Below are 15,830 nucleotides of genomic sequence, written 5' to 3'. Positions count from 1 at the left end.
GGCCGCAGCCTTAAGTGAGCCCGTCGCCCCGGTCAACCGCGAAGCGGGCCGCGAGGTCGGCGGCAAGGGCGGCATCGGCCGCCGTGGGCGCGCCGCCGGCGCCGGGGCGGAAGCGCGTACGGAAGGCCGCCAGCACGGCCTCGCGCGGCGCCTCCGGGTCATAGCCGAAGCGGGCGAGATCGGTGAACAGATCGCCACCGTCACAACCACCGCCACCACTGCGCCCGGCCTCGGGCCAGACCGAAAGCCCCTGCCGAGCGAGCCGCCGCCAGTCGAACCGCGGGCCCGGATCGATCTTGCGCGCGGGCGCCATGTCGGAATGTCCGATCACCCCTTCAGGCGGGATCTCCCACCGGGTGAGGATACCGGCCAGCAGCCGTTCGAGGCACGCCATCTGCGGCTCGGAGAAGGGCGAGGCGCCGTCATTGTCCAGCTCGATGCCGATGGAGCGGCTGTTCATGTCCCCTGCCCCGCGCCAGCGCCCGGCCCCGGCGTGCCAGGCGCGCATCGGCTCCTCCACCAGCCGCAGGCAGCGGCCATCCCGGCCGATCAGGTAGTGTGCGGAGACTTCATGGGCGGGATCGCAGAGCCTGTCGCGGGCGGCCTCGCAGCTCGCCATCGCGGTGTAATGCAGCACGACGAGTTCCGGCCGCGCCCCACCCCGCCGCTCGCCGAAGTTCGGCGAGGGATGAGGCAGGATGTCCACCGTCAGCCGCCCCGCGCGGCGCGGAAGGGCGCCGGGTTCCAGTAGCAGGCGAAGCCGTCCCCGTCGGGATCGATGTCGTAGCGGTCCTTCTGCGGCCCGCCGGCCTTGAGGAAGGCCGCCTGCGCCTGATCGGAGGTGCCGTATTTGGCGCAGTTGCGCTGAAGGCGCTCGGCTGACACGGAGCCATCGCGCGGGTAGAGCGACTGGCCGACCGAATTGGTGGTGTTCAACGCATAGGCCACCACGTTAGGCGAGCCGTCGGAGTTCGTCTCCGGCAGGCGCTGCACGGGGGCGGCAGCGGGGGCCGCCGGTGCGGCGGTCCCGGCGGCGGCTACCGCCGGAGCGGTGCCCGGCGTGACCGGCGCGACGGGGGCTTCGGAAAGCGCCGAGGTGGCGACAGGCGCGCCCCGGATGGCGGCGGTGCCGGCCGTGGGCGTCACCGTCGCCTGCCCCTGGGCGTTCAGCGCCGACAGGGGCGCCCCGGCCTGGGCCGGCGTTTCGGAAGAGATGGCCCGAGCGCTGGGGAGCGGCGTGCCGCCCGTCAGCTCGGCCTCGCGGCGCGCCCGTTCCTGCTGGTAGGCGGCATAATCGTTAAAGCCGACCCCGGCGCCGGAATCGGGGATCGTGGGCTCGCATGCAGCGAGCGCCACAAGGGCGATGATGGGTGCAGCCGCGCGCATCTTCTGTCCTCAAACCTGCCTCTTTTGGCAGGTTCTACCACCATTTTCCGGGTTTGGAAACGAAACCGGCCGCCTGCTCCAGCACGTAGGCCGTGTTCAGCAGCTCGCCTTCTTCCCACGGCTTGCCGATCAGCTGGAGGCCCAGCGGCAGCCCCTGGGGATCGAGCCCCGCGGGCACGGCGATGCCGGGCAGCCCGGCGAGGTTCACGGTGACGGTGAAGACGTCGTTCAGATACATCTGCACCGGGTCGGCGTCCTTCATCTCGCCCAGTCCGAAGGCCGCCGACGGTGTCGCCGGGGTGAGGATCGCGTCCACGCCGGCGGCGAAGACATCCTCGAAATCCTTCTTGATGAGCGTGCGCACCTTGCGGGCGCGGTTGTAGTAGGCGTCGTAGAAGCCGGCCGACAGAACGTAGGTGCCAACCATCACGCGGCGCTGCACCTCGTGGCCGAAGCCCTCGGCGCGGGTCTTCTCGTACATCTCGGTGATGCCGTCACCCGCAGCCAGCTTGGCGCGGTGGCCGTAGCGCACCCCGTCGTAGCGGGCGAGGTTGGAGGAGGCTTCGGCCGGGGCGATCACGTAGTAGGCGGGCAGCGCGTATTTCGTGTGCGGCAGGCTGATGTCAACGATCTCGGCGCCGGCGTCCTTCAGCATGGCGGTGCCGTCGGCCCAGAGCTTCTCGATCTCGGCGGGCATGCCCTCCATCCGGTATTCCTTCGGAATGCCGATCTTCTTGCCGCGGATGTCGCCGGTCAGGGCGGCCTCGAAGTTGGGCACCGGGATGTCGGCGGAGGTGCTGTCCTTCGGGTCGTGGCCGCACATGGCTTCCAGCATGATGGCGGCATCGCGCACGGATTTCGTCATCGGGCCGGCCTGGTCGAGCGAGGAGGCGAAGGCGACGATGCCCCAGCGCGAGCAGCGGCCGTAGGTGGGCTTGATGCCGGTGATGCCGGTGAAGGCGGCGGGCTGGCGGATCGAGCCGCCGGTGTCGGTGCCGGTGGCGGCGAGGCAGAGATCGGCCGCCACGGCCGCCGCGGAGCCGCCGGAGGAGCCACCGGGCGTGAGCGGGGTGTCGTCGTTGCCCCGGCGCCAGGGGTTGACCGCGTTGCCGTAGGTGGAGGTTTCGTTGGAGGAGCCCATGGCGAACTCGTCCATGTTCAGCTTGCCCAGCATCACCGCGCCTGCGTCCCAGAGCTGCTGGGAGACGGTGCTTTCATACTCGGGCTTGAAGCCTGCGAGGATGGCGGACGCGGCCTGGCTCGGCACACCCTTGGTGCAGAAGAGATCCTTGATGCCCAGCGGGATGCCGCACATGGAGGGCGCATCGCCGGCACGGATGCGCGCGTCGGCGGCGGCGGCCTGCGCGCGGGCGATCTCGGGGGTGTCGTGCACGAAGGCATTTAGTGCGCCCGCGCCTTCGATGGCGGCGAGGCAGGCTTCGGTCAGCTCGGCGGAGGTCACTTCGCCGGCGCGCAGCTTGTCGCGGGCTTCCGCGATGGTCAGGGTGTTGAGATCAGACATCATTCCACCACTTTCGGAACGGCAAAGAAGCCCTCGCGGGCATCGGGGGCATTGGCGAGGATCTTGTCCTGCTGGTCGCCTTCGGTGACGACATCGGCGCGGCGTTTCAGGCGCATCGGCGTGACCGAGGTCATCGGCTCGACGCCCTCCACGTCCACCTCGTTCAGCTCCTCGATGAAACCGAGGATGGTGTTGAATTCTTCAGCCAGCGCCGGCAGCGCGCTGTCTTCCACCTTGATGCGGGCCAGCTTGGCCACGCGGGCGGCGGTCTCCGTGTCGATCGACATGGCGTTCCCTTCCGTTTCGACGGGCTTGATCGGAACAAGCCTTTAGCGCCCTGCCCCGCCCGCCGCAAGCATGTGGCGCTGGTAAACGAGGATCATGTGAGCAAGCATCAGGGCGTTGAGCAGGTGCCAGGCCGGGTGGGTGCCAAACGGGAAGATCGCGCAGAGGGGCTGATCCAGAGCGCGCGCCGTGATCGAGAGGGAGAGAATCAGCGCCCCCGCCAGAAGGCCGCGCGCGGTGCCCGGGTGGCGGCGGCGCAAAAGCAGGCCGTAGAGGGCGATGAGCAGGGCGATGGGCGCATAGGCCGCGGAGCTGCCCAGCGCCGGGGCGAGGCCGGCGAAGGCCGCGCCGGTGGCGATCGCGTAGGGAAAGAACAGCGCCGTGAGCCCGAGGGCCGCGGCGCGCGGCAGGCCCCAGAAATCGCGGTTGGCCGCGTAGATGTAGACCAGCACGAAGGCGAGGATGGGCAGCACGTCGGCCAGCCCGCTCCAGCGGTTGGCCAGCGTGTGGAACAGGAAGGAGCCGAGGCCGATCAGCGCCAGCAGCGCGCAGAGCAGCCGGCTGACCGGCGCGGGCCGGGGCCGGATGTGCAGGGCCACGAGGCCGGCGGCCAGAAGGAAGGCGAGATTGGAGAGCGCGTTCAGCGGCTCGGCCCAGAATTCGGGCCCCACCCGCTCGCAATAGGCATCGACGCTCGCCGTCCAATCCACGTGACTTGCCCTTCCGCTTTGCTACTCTTGGCCCAGACATAGTGGAGGATCCTGCAATGAACATCATCTGGCTTGGCCATTCCGGATTTCGCATCGAGATCGCAGACCAGGTGTTGCTGGTGGACCCCTGGCTCACCGGCAACCCGATGTTTCCGGAGGATCGCCGGGCCGAGGCCATCGCCGGCGCGACCCATATCCTCGTCTCCCACGGCCACGGCGATCACGCCGGGGACGCGGTGGCGCTCGCCCGCGAGCTTTCGGTGCCGCTCGTGGGGATCTACGACCTGATGAGCCACTGGGAGGCCAGCGAAGGGGTTTCCGTGATCGGCTTCAACAAGGGCGGCACCGTGGCGCTCGGCGCGGTGGCCGTGACCATGGTCAACGCCGTGCATTCCTCCTCGCTCGGCAGCGAAGCCGGGCCGATCTACGCCGGGGGCGAGGCCGGCTTCATGATCCGCGGCGAGGGGCGCACGATCTATTTCTCCGGCGATACGGCGATCTCGGCCGACATGGCCTGGATGGGCGAGTTCTTCCAGCCCGACATCGGCATTCTCAGCGCCGGCGGCCATTTCACGATGGACATGAAGGCCGCCGCTTTCGCTGCGCGGAAGTTCTTTGATTTCGAGATGGTGATCCCCTGCCACTACCGCACCTTCCCGCTTCTGGCGCAGGACGCGCAGGAGCTCGTGGACGGGCTGCCCGGCGTGACGGTGATCGAGCCGCAGGTGCTGGAGCCGATCCGCGCCTGAGCGCCGGGCCTCGCAAGCCGGGGGCTCTGCCCCCGGACCCTCGGGATATTTATGGAACAAAGTCGTGCTAGCGCAGGGTTGCGAAGAAGGCCTTGAGGAGGGCTTCGCAGGCAGGCGCGTCGATGCCGTCGTAGACGTCGGGCACGTGGTGGGCCTGGGGGTGGCTGAAGATGCGCGGCCCCTGGTTGAGACCGCCGGACTTGGGATCGGAGGCGCCGTAGTAGAGCCGCGCGATGCGCGCCGCCGAAATCGCCGTGGCGCACATCGGGCAAGGCTCCAGCGTGACGTAGAGGGACGCGCCCGGCAGGCGCTCCTGCCCCAGTGCGGCGCAGGCGGCGCGGATGGCCAGGATCTCGGCGTGGGCGGTGGGATCCTTCAGTTCGCGGGTGCGGTTGCCGGCCTGCGCAAGCAGAGTGCCGTCCGGGGCCACGACGACCGCGCCCACGGGCACTTCGCCACGCGCGGCGGCGGCGCGGGCTTCCTGCAGGGCGGTGTCCATATGGGAACGAAACGGGCTCATGCCCCGTTCATGCCCGCGCCCTGCCCGTTTGCCAAGCGTCTTTCCAAACGGCGCGATCCGGCGTAAGCCCGCTGTCATGAGCAACGAGTCGAAACAGGGCGATCGCATCGCCAAGGTCCTTGCCCGCGCGGGCGTGGCTTCGCGGCGCGAAGCGGAACGGATGATCGAGGCCGGGCGCGTGAGCGTGAACGGCAAGATCATCAGCAGCCCGGCGCTGAACGTGACCGAGAAGGATCGCATCAAGGTAGACGGCGCCGACCTGGCCGAGCCGGAGCAGCCGCGCGTGTGGCTGTATCACAAGCCGATCGGCCTCGTGACCACGAACCGGGACGAAAAGGGCCGCAAGACCGTTTTCGATTCCCTGCCCGAAGGCATGCCGCGGGTGATGAGCGTGGGCCGGCTGGACATCAACTCCGAGGGGTTGCTGCTGCTGACCAACGACGGCGGCATCAAGCGCAAGCTGGAGCTGCCCTCCACGGGCTGGCTGCGCAAGTATCGGGTGCGCGTGAAGGGCACCCCGAAGGACGAGGATTTCGCTCCCCTGCGCAAGGGGGTGACGGTTGACGGCGAGCGCTTCCAGCCGATGACCATCACGCTGGACCGGCAGCAGGGCGCCAACGCCTGGCTCACCGTTTCGCTGCGCGAGGGCAAGAACCGCGAGATCCGAAGGGCGATGGAAAGCATCGGCCTCGAGGTGAACCGGCTGCTGCGCATCAGCTACGGCCCCTTCCGGCTGGGGGATCTGAAGCCCGGCGAGGTGGAGGAGTTGAAGGGGCGTGTGGTGCGCGATCAGCTCGGGCTGTCCGAAACGCCCAAGCCCAAACCCGTCCGGACCCGGCGCAAGCCGCGCGGCTGACCCGGCGCCCTATCCCCTGCCCCCTGCCCCTGCCCCTGCCCCCTGCCCCCTGCCCCCTGCCCCCTGCGGGGAACACCAGCGCAGCTTTCCCCGGTAGCAAGGCGGCACTCGCACCCCTATATTGGCGGGGCGTGTGTGTGTTTTTGCCCCGGGGAGGTGCCATGTCCGGAGAGGGTCTGAAGAAGATCGCCTTCTTCCTGCTGATCGGCCTGATCGTCTACGTTTCGGCCTCGGGAGGCGCGTGATGGCACGGAAATTCGGCGGAAAATACAGCCCCGGCGCCAGCGGCGAAGCCCCGCAGGAGGTGCTGCGCAACCCTTACGAGGGCAAGCGCCGCAGCCGCGCGGGTGGGCGCACAAACCTTCTGTTCTTCGCCCCCCTGCCGCTGGCGATCCGTGCTTTCACAATGGAGCCCGTCGGCATGGCCGCCAACCTCGTGGCCTTCGGCGTGCTCGTGCTCGCCGCCTGGCTGACACGCGAGGGCATCCTCGCCCAGGAGGCCTATGAGGCCCGCAGGGTCGCGCGCAAACCCGCCATTCCCCGCAAGCTGTTTGCCTCGGTTCTGACCGGCGCCGGGCTGGCGCTGGCCGGGTTCGCCGGCACGGGCTCGGTGCTCAACGCGCTGATCTTCGGCCTGCTCGGCGCCGGGCTGCATTCCTTCGCCTTCGGGCTCGATCCGATGAAAGACAAGAACGTGGAAGGGGTGGATCGCCACCAGAGCGATCGCGTGGCGCGCGCCGTCGGGGAGGCCGAAGCGCATCTGGAGCGCATGAGCGCGGCCGTTGCCCGCGTGGGCGACCGGGCGCTGAGCGCGCGCGTGGAGCGGTTCCAGGCCACGGCGCGGCGGATGTTCCGCACCGTCGAGGACGACCCGCGCGACCTGACGGCCGCCCGCAAATATCTCGGGATCTACCTGAAGGGCGCGAGCGATGCGGCGGTGAAATTCGCCGATCTCTACACCACTACGCGGAATTCCGCCGCCAAGGCGGATTTCGAGGCGCTTCTGGACGATCTGGAAGCCAATTTCGATGCCCGCACCGAGGCCCTGCTGCTGGACAACAAGGCCGATCTTGATGTTGAAATTGAGGTGCTGCGCGAGCGCCTGCAACGGGAGGGCCTCGCGGCCCGCCCCTGATGACCCGCCCCGACGGGGCCCATGGGCGCAGCGACGCCCGTTGACCGGTAGAAGGATGTAACGATGTCGGAAGAAACCAGAAAGAAGGCCGAGGCCACCTTGGCCGCCGTCGAGGAGACCACCGCCGTCATCCTGCCGGAACCGGCGGCAGATGTCGTCCCGCTGGAAGCGGCGGACGCGCCGGTGGCGGAAGGCATCCGCAGGCGCATGGCCGAGCTGGACATGACGGACACCGGCTCGATCATCAGCTTCGGCTCCGCCGCGCAGGCCGAGTTGCAGGAGATCAGCCAGGCGATGCTGGCCGACGTCAAGAACAAGGATGTCGGCCCGGCGGGGGATTCGCTGCGCGACATCGTTTCCACGATCCGCGGCTTCTCGGTGGAGGAGCTTGACCCGAACCGCAAACGCAGCTGGTGGGAGCGCCTCACCGGCAAGGCGACGCCGATGGCGAAGTTCGTGGCCAAATACGAGGACGTGCAGGATCAGATCGACCGGATCACCGACGAGCTGCTCGCCCATGAGCACACCCTCCTGAAAGACATCAAATCCCTCGATCTGCTCTACGAGAAGACGCTCACCTTCTACGATGAGCTGGCGCTCTACATCGCCGCCGGCGAAGAGAAGCTGAAGGAACTGGACACCACGGTGATCCCGGAGAAGGAGAAGGCCGTCGAGGCCGCGCCCGAGGCCGACCAGGTGATGGTTGCGCAGGAGCTGCGCGATCTGCGCGCCGCGCGGGACGACCTGGAGCGCCGGGTGCACGATCTGAAGCTCACCCGGCAGGTCACCATGCAGTCGCTGCCCTCGATCCGGCTGGTGCAGGAAAACGACAAATCGCTCGTCACCAAGATCAATTCCACGCTGGTGAATACCGTGCCGCTCTGGGAAACCCAGCTGGCGCAGGCGGTGACGATCCAGCGCTCCTCCGAAGCCGCCGTGGCGGTGAAGGACGCCAACGATCTGACGAACGAACTGCTGACCGCCAACGCCAAGAACCTGCGGCAGGCCAACAAGGCCGTGCGCGAGGAAATGGAGCGCGGCGTGTTCGACATCGAAGCGGTGAAGGCGGCCAATGCCGAGCTGATCGCCACGATCAACGAAAGCCTCGCCATCGCCGACGAAGGCAAGGCCAAGCGTGCCGCCGCCGAGAAGGAGCTCGTGCAGATGGAGCACGAACTGCGCGATACGCTGGCCGCCGCCAAGGCCCGCAAGGACGGTATCGGCAGCAATGCCGGCGAGGCCGTGCCGGCCGACAAGGCATGAACCGGCGCCGCCCCCGCTTGCGCCGGGCCGTCTGCGCCGCGGCCACCTGCCTGGGCCTTCTGGGCGTGGCCGGCCATGCGTCGCAGCCGGTGCCCTCGGTCACGCGCTCCAGCTCGTCGCCTTCAAAGGCGCAGCCGGCCTCGGCGCGCAAGTCCAGCCCGTTGCAGGCCCATTACGCGCGGGTGCAGAACGATTTCGTGCGTGCGGGCTACCTGCGCACAGATCGCGGCAAGGGGGTGCGCTACGACAGGCTGGATCTCGTCAACAACTTCACCGCCATCGCCCTGGCCACGGAATACGATCAGAGCGGCGGGCGGCTTTCCGGGCGGGGCGGCGCCACGACCCTGAAGCGCTGGGAAGAACCCGTGCGCGTGAGCGTCGAGTTCGGGGCCTCGGTGCCGGCGGCGCAGCGCCAGAAGGATACGAGCAACCTGAAGGGCTACACACGTCGGCTGGCGGCGGCCACGCGCCACCCGGTGAGCCTGGCCAAGCGCGGCGGCAATTTCCACGTGCTGATCCTGAACGAGGCCGAGCGCAAGGCCGCCGGGCCGCGGCTGAAGCAGCTGGTGCCCACGCTCTCGCAGGCCTCCATCCGGCATCTCACCAAGATCCCGCGCAGCCAGCTCTGCCTCGTGGTCTCCATCGCCCCCGGCGGCGAGGGCACCCCCTACCGGCAGGCCATCGCGATGATCCCGGCCGAACTGCCCGATCTGCTGCGGCTCTCCTGCATCCACGAAGAGGTGGCGCAGGGGCTCGGCCTGCCCAACGACAGCCCGCGCGCGCGCCCCTCTCTGTTCAACGACGACAAGGAATTCGCCCTGCTCACCCGGCACGACGAAACCCTTCTGCGCATTCTCTACGACCCGAGGCTGAAGGTGGGCATGGACGCGAAGACCGCGCGCCCCATCGTCGACCGCATCCTCTGGGACATGAAACTCAACTGATTTCCGTTCAGAAGAAGGACACCCCATCATGGGCATCTTCGATTTCCTTTCAGGCCAGTTCATCGATGTCATCCACTGGGTGGACGACACCCGCGACACCATCGTCTGGCGCTTCGAACGGGAAGGCCACGAGATCAAATATGGCGCCAAGCTCACCGTGCGCGAGGGGCAGGCGGCGGTATTCGTCCATGAAGGCCAGCTGGCGGACGTGTTCTCGCCCGGGCTCTACATGCTCGAAACCAACAACATGCCGGTGATGACGACGCTCCAGCACTGGGATCACGGCTTCAAATCACCCTTCAAGAGCGAGATCTACTTCGTCAACACCACCCGCTTCACCGATCTGAAGTGGGGCACAAAGAACCCGATCATCATCCGCGATCCCGAGTTCGGCCCGGTGCGCCTGCGCGCCTTCGGCACCTATTCGATCCGCGTCACCGATCCGGGCCGCTTCATGGTGGAGATCGTGGGCACCGACGGCGAGTTCACCACCGACGAAATCACCTACCAGATCCGCAACATCATCGTGCAGGAAGCCAGCCGCGTGCTCGCCTCCTCGGGCATCCCGGTGCTGGACATGGCCGCCAACACCGCCGATCTCGGCAAGCTGGTGGCGGCGCAGATCTCCGAAACGCTCACCGCCTACGGGCTGACGATGCCCGAGCTCTACATCGAGAACATCTCGCTGCCGCCCGCCGTGGAAGCCGCGCTCGACAAGCGCACCTCCATGGGGCTCGCCGGCGATCTGGGCCAGTTCACCCAGTATTCCGCCGCCGAAGCGATGACGGCCGCCGCGAGCAACCCCAACGGGGGCGGCGGCATGGGCGCCGGCCTCGGCATGGGCATGGGCATGGCGATGGCCGGCCAGATGGCGCAGGCCGGGCCCTGGGGCGCGCGCCCCGCGGCCGCGGCTCCCTCGGCGGCCGCCCCCGTCGCGCCGCCACCGCCGCCGGTGGAACACGTCTGGCACATCGCCAAGGACGGCAAGACCAGCGGCCCCTTCTCCAAGGCCGATCTCGGCCGTATGGCCGCCGAGGGCAGCCTCACCCGCGAAAGCTTCGTCTGGACGCCGGGGCAGGACGGCTGGAAGAAGGCCGAGGACGTGGCCGAGCTTGCCCAGCTTTTCACCATCCTGCCGCCCCCGCCGCCGCCGGGCGTCTGAGCCATGTGCCCCTCCGACGTGCCGCCGCCCCTGCCGGGCACGCGCCTGCCCGGCAGCGCCCCGCTCGATGGGCGTGGGGCAGAAGCCGAAGGCAGGGCGCCGGGGGATCACCGCTTCCCCTGCCCCACCTGCGGCTCGGACCTGCGCTTCGATCCCGCCGAAGGGCGGCTGAAATGCGATCACTGCGGCTTCACCGAGGCGATCGAGGGCAGCGGGCGCAGGCTTCAGGCCATTCGCGAACTGGATTTCCAGAGCGCCCTGCGCGATCTGCTGCCGGAGGCGGAGATCGAGGAAACCCGCGTCATGACCTGCGACAGCTGCGGCGCGCAGGTCGAATACTCCGAGGAACTCCACGCCACCGAATGCCCCTTCTGCGCCAGCCCCATCGTAGCCGATACCGGCGCGCACCGGCACATCAAGCCCCATGCGGTGATGCCCTTCGTGATCGAGGAGCGCGCCGCCCACAAGGCGATGACGGATTGGCTGGGCCGCCTGTGGTTCGCCCCCAACGGCCTGAAGGAATACGCCCGCAAAGGGCGCCGGCTCGAAGGCATCTACGTGCCCTACTGGACCTACGACGCCGACACGAAGACCCGCTACACCGGCCAGCGCGGCACCTACTACTACGTGACCCGCACGGTGATGGTGGACGGCAAGCGCCAGCAGCGCCAGGAGCGCAAGATCCGCTGGAGCCCGGCCTCGGGCCGGGTGGCGCGCTTCTTCGATGACGTGCTCGTGCTGGCCAGCCGCTCGCTGCCCAAGCCCTACACCGACGCGCTGGAGCCCTGGGACCTCTCGACGCTGGAGCCCTACCAGCCCGAGTATCTCGCCGGGATGCGCGCGGAAGGCTACACGGTGCAGCTGGACGAGGGCTTCCACGAGGCCCGCGCCCGGATGGACCGCATCATCGAACGCGACGTGAAATTCGACATCGGCGGCGATGTGCAGCGCATCCAGGCGCTGGACACGAAAGTCTCCGACATCACCTTCAAGCACATCCTGCTGCCGGTCTGGATGGCGGCCTACAAGTATCGCGGCAAGACCTATCGCTTCGTCGTCAACGGGCAGTCCGGCCGCGTTCAGGGCGAGCGCCCCTATTCCACGTGGAAAATTTTACTCGCGGCAATGTTTGCGCTATCAATCGCGGCCCTGATCGGCTATTTCGCGGCGCAGAACGGCTGATTTTCAAGGAGTTTCGGGATGGTTGTCTGCTGTGGGGAAGCCCTGATCGACATGCTGCCGCGCGCGGCCACCAGCGGGGAGGAAGCCTTCGCCCCCTTCGCCGGCGGGGCGGTGTTCAACACCGCCATCGCGCTGGCGCGCCTCGGCGAGCCGACGGCCTTCGTCACCGGCCTGTCCACCGATCTGTTCGGCGCCCGGCTGGAGGCCACGCTCGAAGCCAGCGGCGTGGACCACAGCCGCTGCGTGCGCTCGGCGCGCCCCACGACGCTGGCCTTCGTCACCCTCACCGACGGGCAGGCGCAATACGCCTTCTACGATGAGAACACCGCCGGGCGCATGTTCGCGGTGGAAGACATGCCCGCCGCGCCCGAGGCCGGGCGGCCGCATTTCTTCGGCGGCATCAGCCTCGTTTCGGAACCCTGCGGCAGCGCCTACGAGGCGCTGATGGCGCAGGTCGCGCCCGGCGCGCTCACGATGATCGATCCCAACATCCGCCCCGGTTTCATCACCGACGAGGCCGCCTACCGCGCCCGCATCGGGCGCATGACGGCGATGGCCGACATCGTGAAACTCTCCGACGAGGATCTGCACTGGCTGGAAGGCCCCGGCGAGATCGCGCCCCTCGCCCGCGGGCTGCTCGCGCGGGGAGCGAAGCTTGTCTGCATCACCGAGGGCGCCAAAGGGGCCCGCGCCTTCTGGGGAGAGGAAACCGCCTTCGTCGCCGCCACGCCTGTGACCGTCGTCGATACGGTCGGAGCCGGGGATACGTTCAACGCCGGGGTTCTGGCCGGGCTCGCCCAGCGCGGGCGGCTCACGAAGGCCGCGCTTGAAAGGCTGACCACGGAAGACGTGAGCCATGCGCTTTCGCTGGGCGTGCGGGCCGCCGCCGTGACGGTATCGCGCGCCGGCGCCAACCCGCCGCGCCTGGACGAACTGGCGTGAGGGCGCTCCTGCAACGGGTGAGCGACGCCCGCGTGGACGTCGCCGGAGACACGGTGGGGCGCTGCGGGCGCGGCCTGCTCATCCTCGTCTGCGCGATGCAGGGCGATGGCCCCGACCAGCCCGCGAAGCTGGCCGCGAAGATCGCGAAGCTGCGGATCTTTCCCGATGAGGCCGGCAAGATGAACCGCTCCCTGCGCGACATCGGCGGCGAGGCGCTGGTGGTGTCGCAGTTCACGCTGGCCGCCGACACCCGCCGCGGCAACCGCCCCGGCTTCTCCGAAGCGGCCCGCCCGGAAGAGGGCAAGGCGCTCTACGAGGCTTTCGCCGAGGCGCTCCGAGGCGAGGGCATCGCGGTGCAGACGGGGATCTTCGGGGCCGACATGCAGGTTCACCTCGTGAACGACGGGCCGGTGACGATCTGGCTGGACGATCAACTGGGCTGAGCGCCCCCTACAGGCGATACCCACCCGAGACCGTGAGCACTTCGCCGGTGATGAAGCCGGCCTGCGCGCCGGCGAGGAAGCGCACCGCAGACGCGACATCTTCCGGGCGGCCGATCCGCCCCAGCGCGGTGTCCTCAACGAAGCGCGCCGTCAGATCCTCGGGCCGCGGGGCCTCGGGGATGTTGATCGCGCCCGGGGCGACGGCGTTCACCCGGATGCCCCTCGGCCCCAGTTCCTTCGCCATCGCCCGCGTCCAGAGGTTCAGCGCCGCCTTGCTGGCGCCGTAGAAGGCGGCATCCCGCGGCGGCAGCACGGCGTTCACCGACGACAGGCTGACGATGGATGCCCCGGCCTTCAGATGCGGCAGGGCGGCGGCGAGCAGCGCCCCGGGGGCGAGAAGATTGACGGCGAGGATGTCCGCGGCGGCGGCGGTCTCCACGGACTCTTTCGGGGTGGGCCGGACAAGCCCGGCGTTGTTGACGATCACGTCCAGCCGCCCGAACTGCGCAAGCACCGCCTCGATCACCGCCGCGGCGCTGCCGGGAGCCCGAAGATCGGCCCGGATCGGGGCAATCCCGGCGTCGGCGTCGCGCGGCTCGGTCGTTGTCCAGGTGATGGCCACGTGGTGATCGCGGGCCAGATCCCGCGCGATGGCGCGCCCGATCCCCCGGGCGCCCCCCGTGACCAGCGCCACCCTGCGGTCCGATTGCTCCGCCATGCTGCCCCCCTGCCATGCTGCCCCCTGCCGGCGACCCCGCCGTGCCCGGCGCCGGATCGGCAGCCGTCCGGAAGGCTAGCCGTCCCGCAGGCGCCCGGCAAGGCGCGGCGCAGCCGAAAGCGCCCCAAGGCCGGCCGCCCGCGCTTCGGCGCGCCTTGCCATCGCGCGCCCATCAGGCAGGGCGTTGGAGCCCCCACCTCGGGGAATTGTTCGGGCGCCCGCCCGGAGGGGAAGAGACGGGCGCCCGTTGGGGGCGCCGGCGGCCCGGTGAGGGGCACGGCCGCCGGCGCGCCGCTTTCAGTGAGCCGGGGAGGACGGGGCCTTCTCGCGCCCCTTCGGCGGCTCCAACTGACCGAGATCCTTGGAGAAAACGGTGAAACAGGCCTTGCCCTTGTGCTTGGAGGCATAGAGCGCGATGTCGGCGTCATGCAGCATCACCTCGGCCTCCGGCTCCGTGTAGAAATCGGAGATCGTGGTGCCGATGCTGCCGGAGATCCGGCAGGGCTTGCCTTCGAACATGACGGGCTCTTCGAGGCGCTCGATGATCCGGCTGGCGATGGCGTTGAGCTGATCGATGTCGGTCAGGCCGGAAAAGAGCAGGACGAACTCGTCACCGCCCACGCGGGCGGCGAGATCCTCTTCCCGGGTGGCCTCCACCAGCACGCGGGCCACGTGCTGGAGCACCAGATCGCCCGCGGCGTGGCCGAGGGTATCGTTCACGTCCTTGAAATAGTCGAGATCGAGGTGCATCAGCCCGAAGCGTTGCCCCCCCGAGATCAGGCGATTGAGCACGACATCCATCGCACGCCGGTTGCGCAGACCCGTAAGCGTATCGGTGAACGCCTGTTCCTCGGCGGCGATGCGTGCGCCCTGCAGGCGGCTGGCAAGCCGGTTCAGCTCGGCCGCGGCGGCGGATTTCGCCTCGATCAGGTAGAGCATCTCCATCGTGAGATCCGTCGGCGCGAAATCCGCGTCCGTCAGATCGAAGCGGCGCACCGCCTCCCCGACGTAGATGCCGAAGGAGAGATTGAGCAGCGCGCCGCCATCCAGAAGCGGCACCGCCAGCCCCTTCATCTTCGGCGCCTCCTCGCCGATCACCGAGAGATGCAGCCGCTCCCCGGCCCGCGCGAGCAGTTCGGGGAAATCGGCGATGCCACGGGGGCGGTTGACCTCCAGCACGTCGAATAGCGGACGCCCCAGCGGCGCTCCGAACGGCCAGAGGCAATGCAGCGTCGGCCCGATGTGCTGGATGAGCCCCTCCGCATCGCACATCACGTGCATCGGCATCAGGCGGTTGAGCCCTTCGGGCGGGATGTTCGCAGGAGAAAAGGCAGCCATCACGCAGGCTCCCCCGCAAGCGAGAACCGCCGCCCGGCGGCATGTGTGCTGTTGAGCAGGTGGACCGTGATGTCGCTGCGCCCGTCTTCGCCGTGGCTTTCATCCAGCAGCACGAGCGCGCCGTAATCATCGGCCAGCGCGCGCAGCACCCCGACCGTGACATGACCCATGCCCGGCACCGGGCTTTCGCAGATGAGGTGGAAACCGGTCTCCCCTTCCCGCTGCAGTTCGAAACGGGGCATTTCCAGCTCCGGCACGGCCAGCCAGACCCGATCGCGCAGATCGTCCAGCGAATAGAGGAATTCGCGGTAGCTCACCCCGCCGTAGCGCAACAGCCGCCGCACCACCCGGGTGCGTTCGGAGGTCACGAGGAAGATCCCGAGGTCTTCGAGCAGTTCGGCTTCGCTGCGCGACAGGCGGGAGGCGGCGGCGGCGAGCACGCGCGCCGTGACCCCATCCTCGTAGCGCAGCATCGCCTCGAAGCTGCCATCCGGCACCTGCGCCTCCTGCGCGACGGCCTGCCAGAGCTCCGCGCCGTGGCGCTCCTTCAGGAAGATCTCGATCGAGCGGTTGATCAATCCGTGCATGGCTGTATTTCCGGGTTGCTTTCCGGCAGCCTAGGACTCAGGCGTTAACGAATTCCTGACGAATTTCACGTTTTTCACCCCTACTGCG

General features: G+C 68.8%; 18 protein-coding genes. 9 read left to right on the top strand and 9 right to left on the bottom strand.

Annotation, left to right across the window (positions count from 1 at the left end):
• Positions 1-10: 10 nt before the first annotated feature.
• The 5 genes from PSA7680_RS14890 to PSA7680_RS14870 are packed head-to-tail and all read right to left on the bottom strand — an operon-like array spanning position 11 to position 3,903.
• On the bottom strand, positions 11-706 hold the full coding sequence (locus PSA7680_RS14890; RefSeq protein ID WP_370738564.1) for an N-acetylmuramoyl-L-alanine amidase: 696 nt from the start codon (positions 704-706) through the stop codon (positions 11-13).
• A 2-nt stretch (positions 707-708) separates the two neighbouring features.
• Positions 709-1,386: a hypothetical protein gene (locus tag PSA7680_RS14885; RefSeq protein WP_085869518.1), complete on the bottom strand. Its 678-nt coding sequence runs from the start codon at positions 1,384-1,386 to the stop codon at positions 709-711.
• Between the two features lie 34 nt (positions 1,387-1,420).
• Complete coding sequence (gene gatA, locus PSA7680_RS14880) at positions 1,421-2,908, bottom strand: Asp-tRNA(Asn)/Glu-tRNA(Gln) amidotransferase subunit GatA (protein ID WP_085869538.1); 1,488 nt, start codon at positions 2,906-2,908, stop codon at positions 1,421-1,423.
• A complete protein-coding gene (gene gatC, locus PSA7680_RS14875; protein WP_085869517.1) occupies positions 2,908-3,195 on the bottom strand; it encodes an Asp-tRNA(Asn)/Glu-tRNA(Gln) amidotransferase subunit GatC in 288 nt (95 codons plus the stop codon). The genes gatA and gatC overlap by 1 nt, the downstream gene beginning before the upstream one ends.
• A 42-nt stretch (positions 3,196-3,237) precedes the next feature.
• The gene (locus PSA7680_RS14870; RefSeq protein ID WP_085869516.1) at positions 3,238-3,903 is read right to left on the bottom strand and encodes a ceramidase domain-containing protein; all 666 of its coding nucleotides are present in this window, start codon (positions 3,901-3,903) and stop codon (positions 3,238-3,240) included.
• Positions 3,904-3,959: 56 nt separating this feature from the next.
• On the opposite strand from PSA7680_RS14870, the gene PSA7680_RS14865 reads away from it, so the two are divergent.
• A complete protein-coding gene (locus PSA7680_RS14865; RefSeq protein ID WP_085869515.1) occupies positions 3,960-4,652 on the top strand; it encodes a metal-dependent hydrolase in 693 nt (230 codons plus the stop codon).
• A 67-nt stretch (positions 4,653-4,719) separates the two neighbouring features.
• Here the strand turns inward: PSA7680_RS14865 and PSA7680_RS14860 are convergent, their stop codons facing one another.
• The gene (locus tag PSA7680_RS14860) at positions 4,720-5,172 is read right to left on the bottom strand and encodes a nucleoside deaminase (protein WP_085869514.1); all 453 of its coding nucleotides are present in this window, start codon (positions 5,170-5,172) and stop codon (positions 4,720-4,722) included.
• Positions 5,173-5,248: 76 nt separating this feature from the next.
• Here PSA7680_RS14860 and PSA7680_RS14855 point away from each other — a divergent pair, with 76 nt between their 5' ends.
• From PSA7680_RS14855 to dtd, 8 genes are all read left to right on the top strand, one after another.
• Positions 5,249-6,028 (top strand): pseudouridine synthase, encoded by a 780-nt coding sequence (locus PSA7680_RS14855; protein WP_085869513.1) that lies wholly within the window; start codon positions 5,249-5,251, stop codon positions 6,026-6,028.
• A gap of 244 nt (positions 6,029-6,272) precedes the next feature.
• Complete coding sequence (locus tag PSA7680_RS14850) at positions 6,273-7,163, top strand: 5-bromo-4-chloroindolyl phosphate hydrolysis family protein (RefSeq protein ID WP_085869512.1); 891 nt, start codon at positions 6,273-6,275, stop codon at positions 7,161-7,163.
• A gap of 63 nt (positions 7,164-7,226) precedes the next feature.
• Complete coding sequence (locus PSA7680_RS14845; RefSeq protein WP_085869511.1) at positions 7,227-8,426, top strand: toxic anion resistance protein; 1,200 nt, start codon at positions 7,227-7,229, stop codon at positions 8,424-8,426.
• A complete protein-coding gene (locus PSA7680_RS14840; protein ID WP_085869510.1) occupies positions 8,423-9,370 on the top strand; it encodes a DUF2927 domain-containing protein in 948 nt (315 codons plus the stop codon). Before PSA7680_RS14845 ends, PSA7680_RS14840 begins: the two co-directional genes overlap by 4 nt.
• 28 nt (positions 9,371-9,398) lie before the next feature.
• Positions 9,399-10,532, top strand: coding sequence for an SPFH domain-containing protein (locus PSA7680_RS14835; RefSeq protein ID WP_085869509.1), 1,134 nt, complete (start codon positions 9,399-9,401; stop codon positions 10,530-10,532).
• Between the two features lie 3 nt (positions 10,533-10,535).
• Positions 10,536-11,714: a TFIIB-type zinc ribbon-containing protein gene (locus PSA7680_RS14830; protein WP_245824675.1), complete on the top strand. Its 1,179-nt coding sequence runs from the start codon at positions 10,536-10,538 to the stop codon at positions 11,712-11,714.
• Positions 11,715-11,732: 18 nt separating this feature from the next.
• A complete protein-coding gene (locus PSA7680_RS14825; RefSeq protein ID WP_085869508.1) occupies positions 11,733-12,656 on the top strand; it encodes a carbohydrate kinase family protein in 924 nt (307 codons plus the stop codon).
• On the top strand, positions 12,653-13,099 hold the full coding sequence (dtd, locus tag PSA7680_RS14820) for a D-aminoacyl-tRNA deacylase (RefSeq protein WP_085869507.1): 447 nt from the start codon (positions 12,653-12,655) through the stop codon (positions 13,097-13,099). Before PSA7680_RS14825 ends, dtd begins: the two co-directional genes overlap by 4 nt.
• A gap of 7 nt (positions 13,100-13,106) precedes the next feature.
• Here the strand turns inward: dtd and PSA7680_RS14815 are convergent, their stop codons facing one another.
• The 3 genes from PSA7680_RS14815 to PSA7680_RS14805 form a co-directional block, all read right to left on the bottom strand.
• Positions 13,107-13,817 carry an SDR family NAD(P)-dependent oxidoreductase gene (locus PSA7680_RS14815; protein ID WP_085869506.1) on the bottom strand — a complete coding sequence of 237 codons (711 nt, stop codon included), beginning with the start codon at positions 13,815-13,817 and terminating at the stop codon, positions 13,107-13,109.
• A 297-nt stretch (positions 13,818-14,114) separates the two neighbouring features.
• Positions 14,115-15,155, bottom strand: a complete 1,041-nt coding sequence (locus tag PSA7680_RS14810; RefSeq protein ID WP_139838682.1) for a GGDEF domain-containing protein — start codon at positions 15,153-15,155, stop codon at positions 14,115-14,117.
• Positions 15,155-15,742, bottom strand: coding sequence for a heme NO-binding domain-containing protein (locus PSA7680_RS14805; protein ID WP_085869505.1), 588 nt, complete (start codon positions 15,740-15,742; stop codon positions 15,155-15,157). The genes PSA7680_RS14810 and PSA7680_RS14805 overlap by 1 nt, the downstream gene beginning before the upstream one ends.
• Between the last annotated feature and the right edge of the window lie 88 nt (positions 15,743-15,830).

Origin of the sequence: Pseudoruegeria aquimaris (assembly GCF_900172235.1) — a bacterium.
Classification (GTDB): Bacteria; Pseudomonadota; Alphaproteobacteria; order Rhodobacterales; family Rhodobacteraceae; genus Pseudoruegeria; species Pseudoruegeria aquimaris.
Note: the sequence above shows the minus strand (reverse complement) of the source record. Positions and strands in the feature narration are given on the sequence as shown.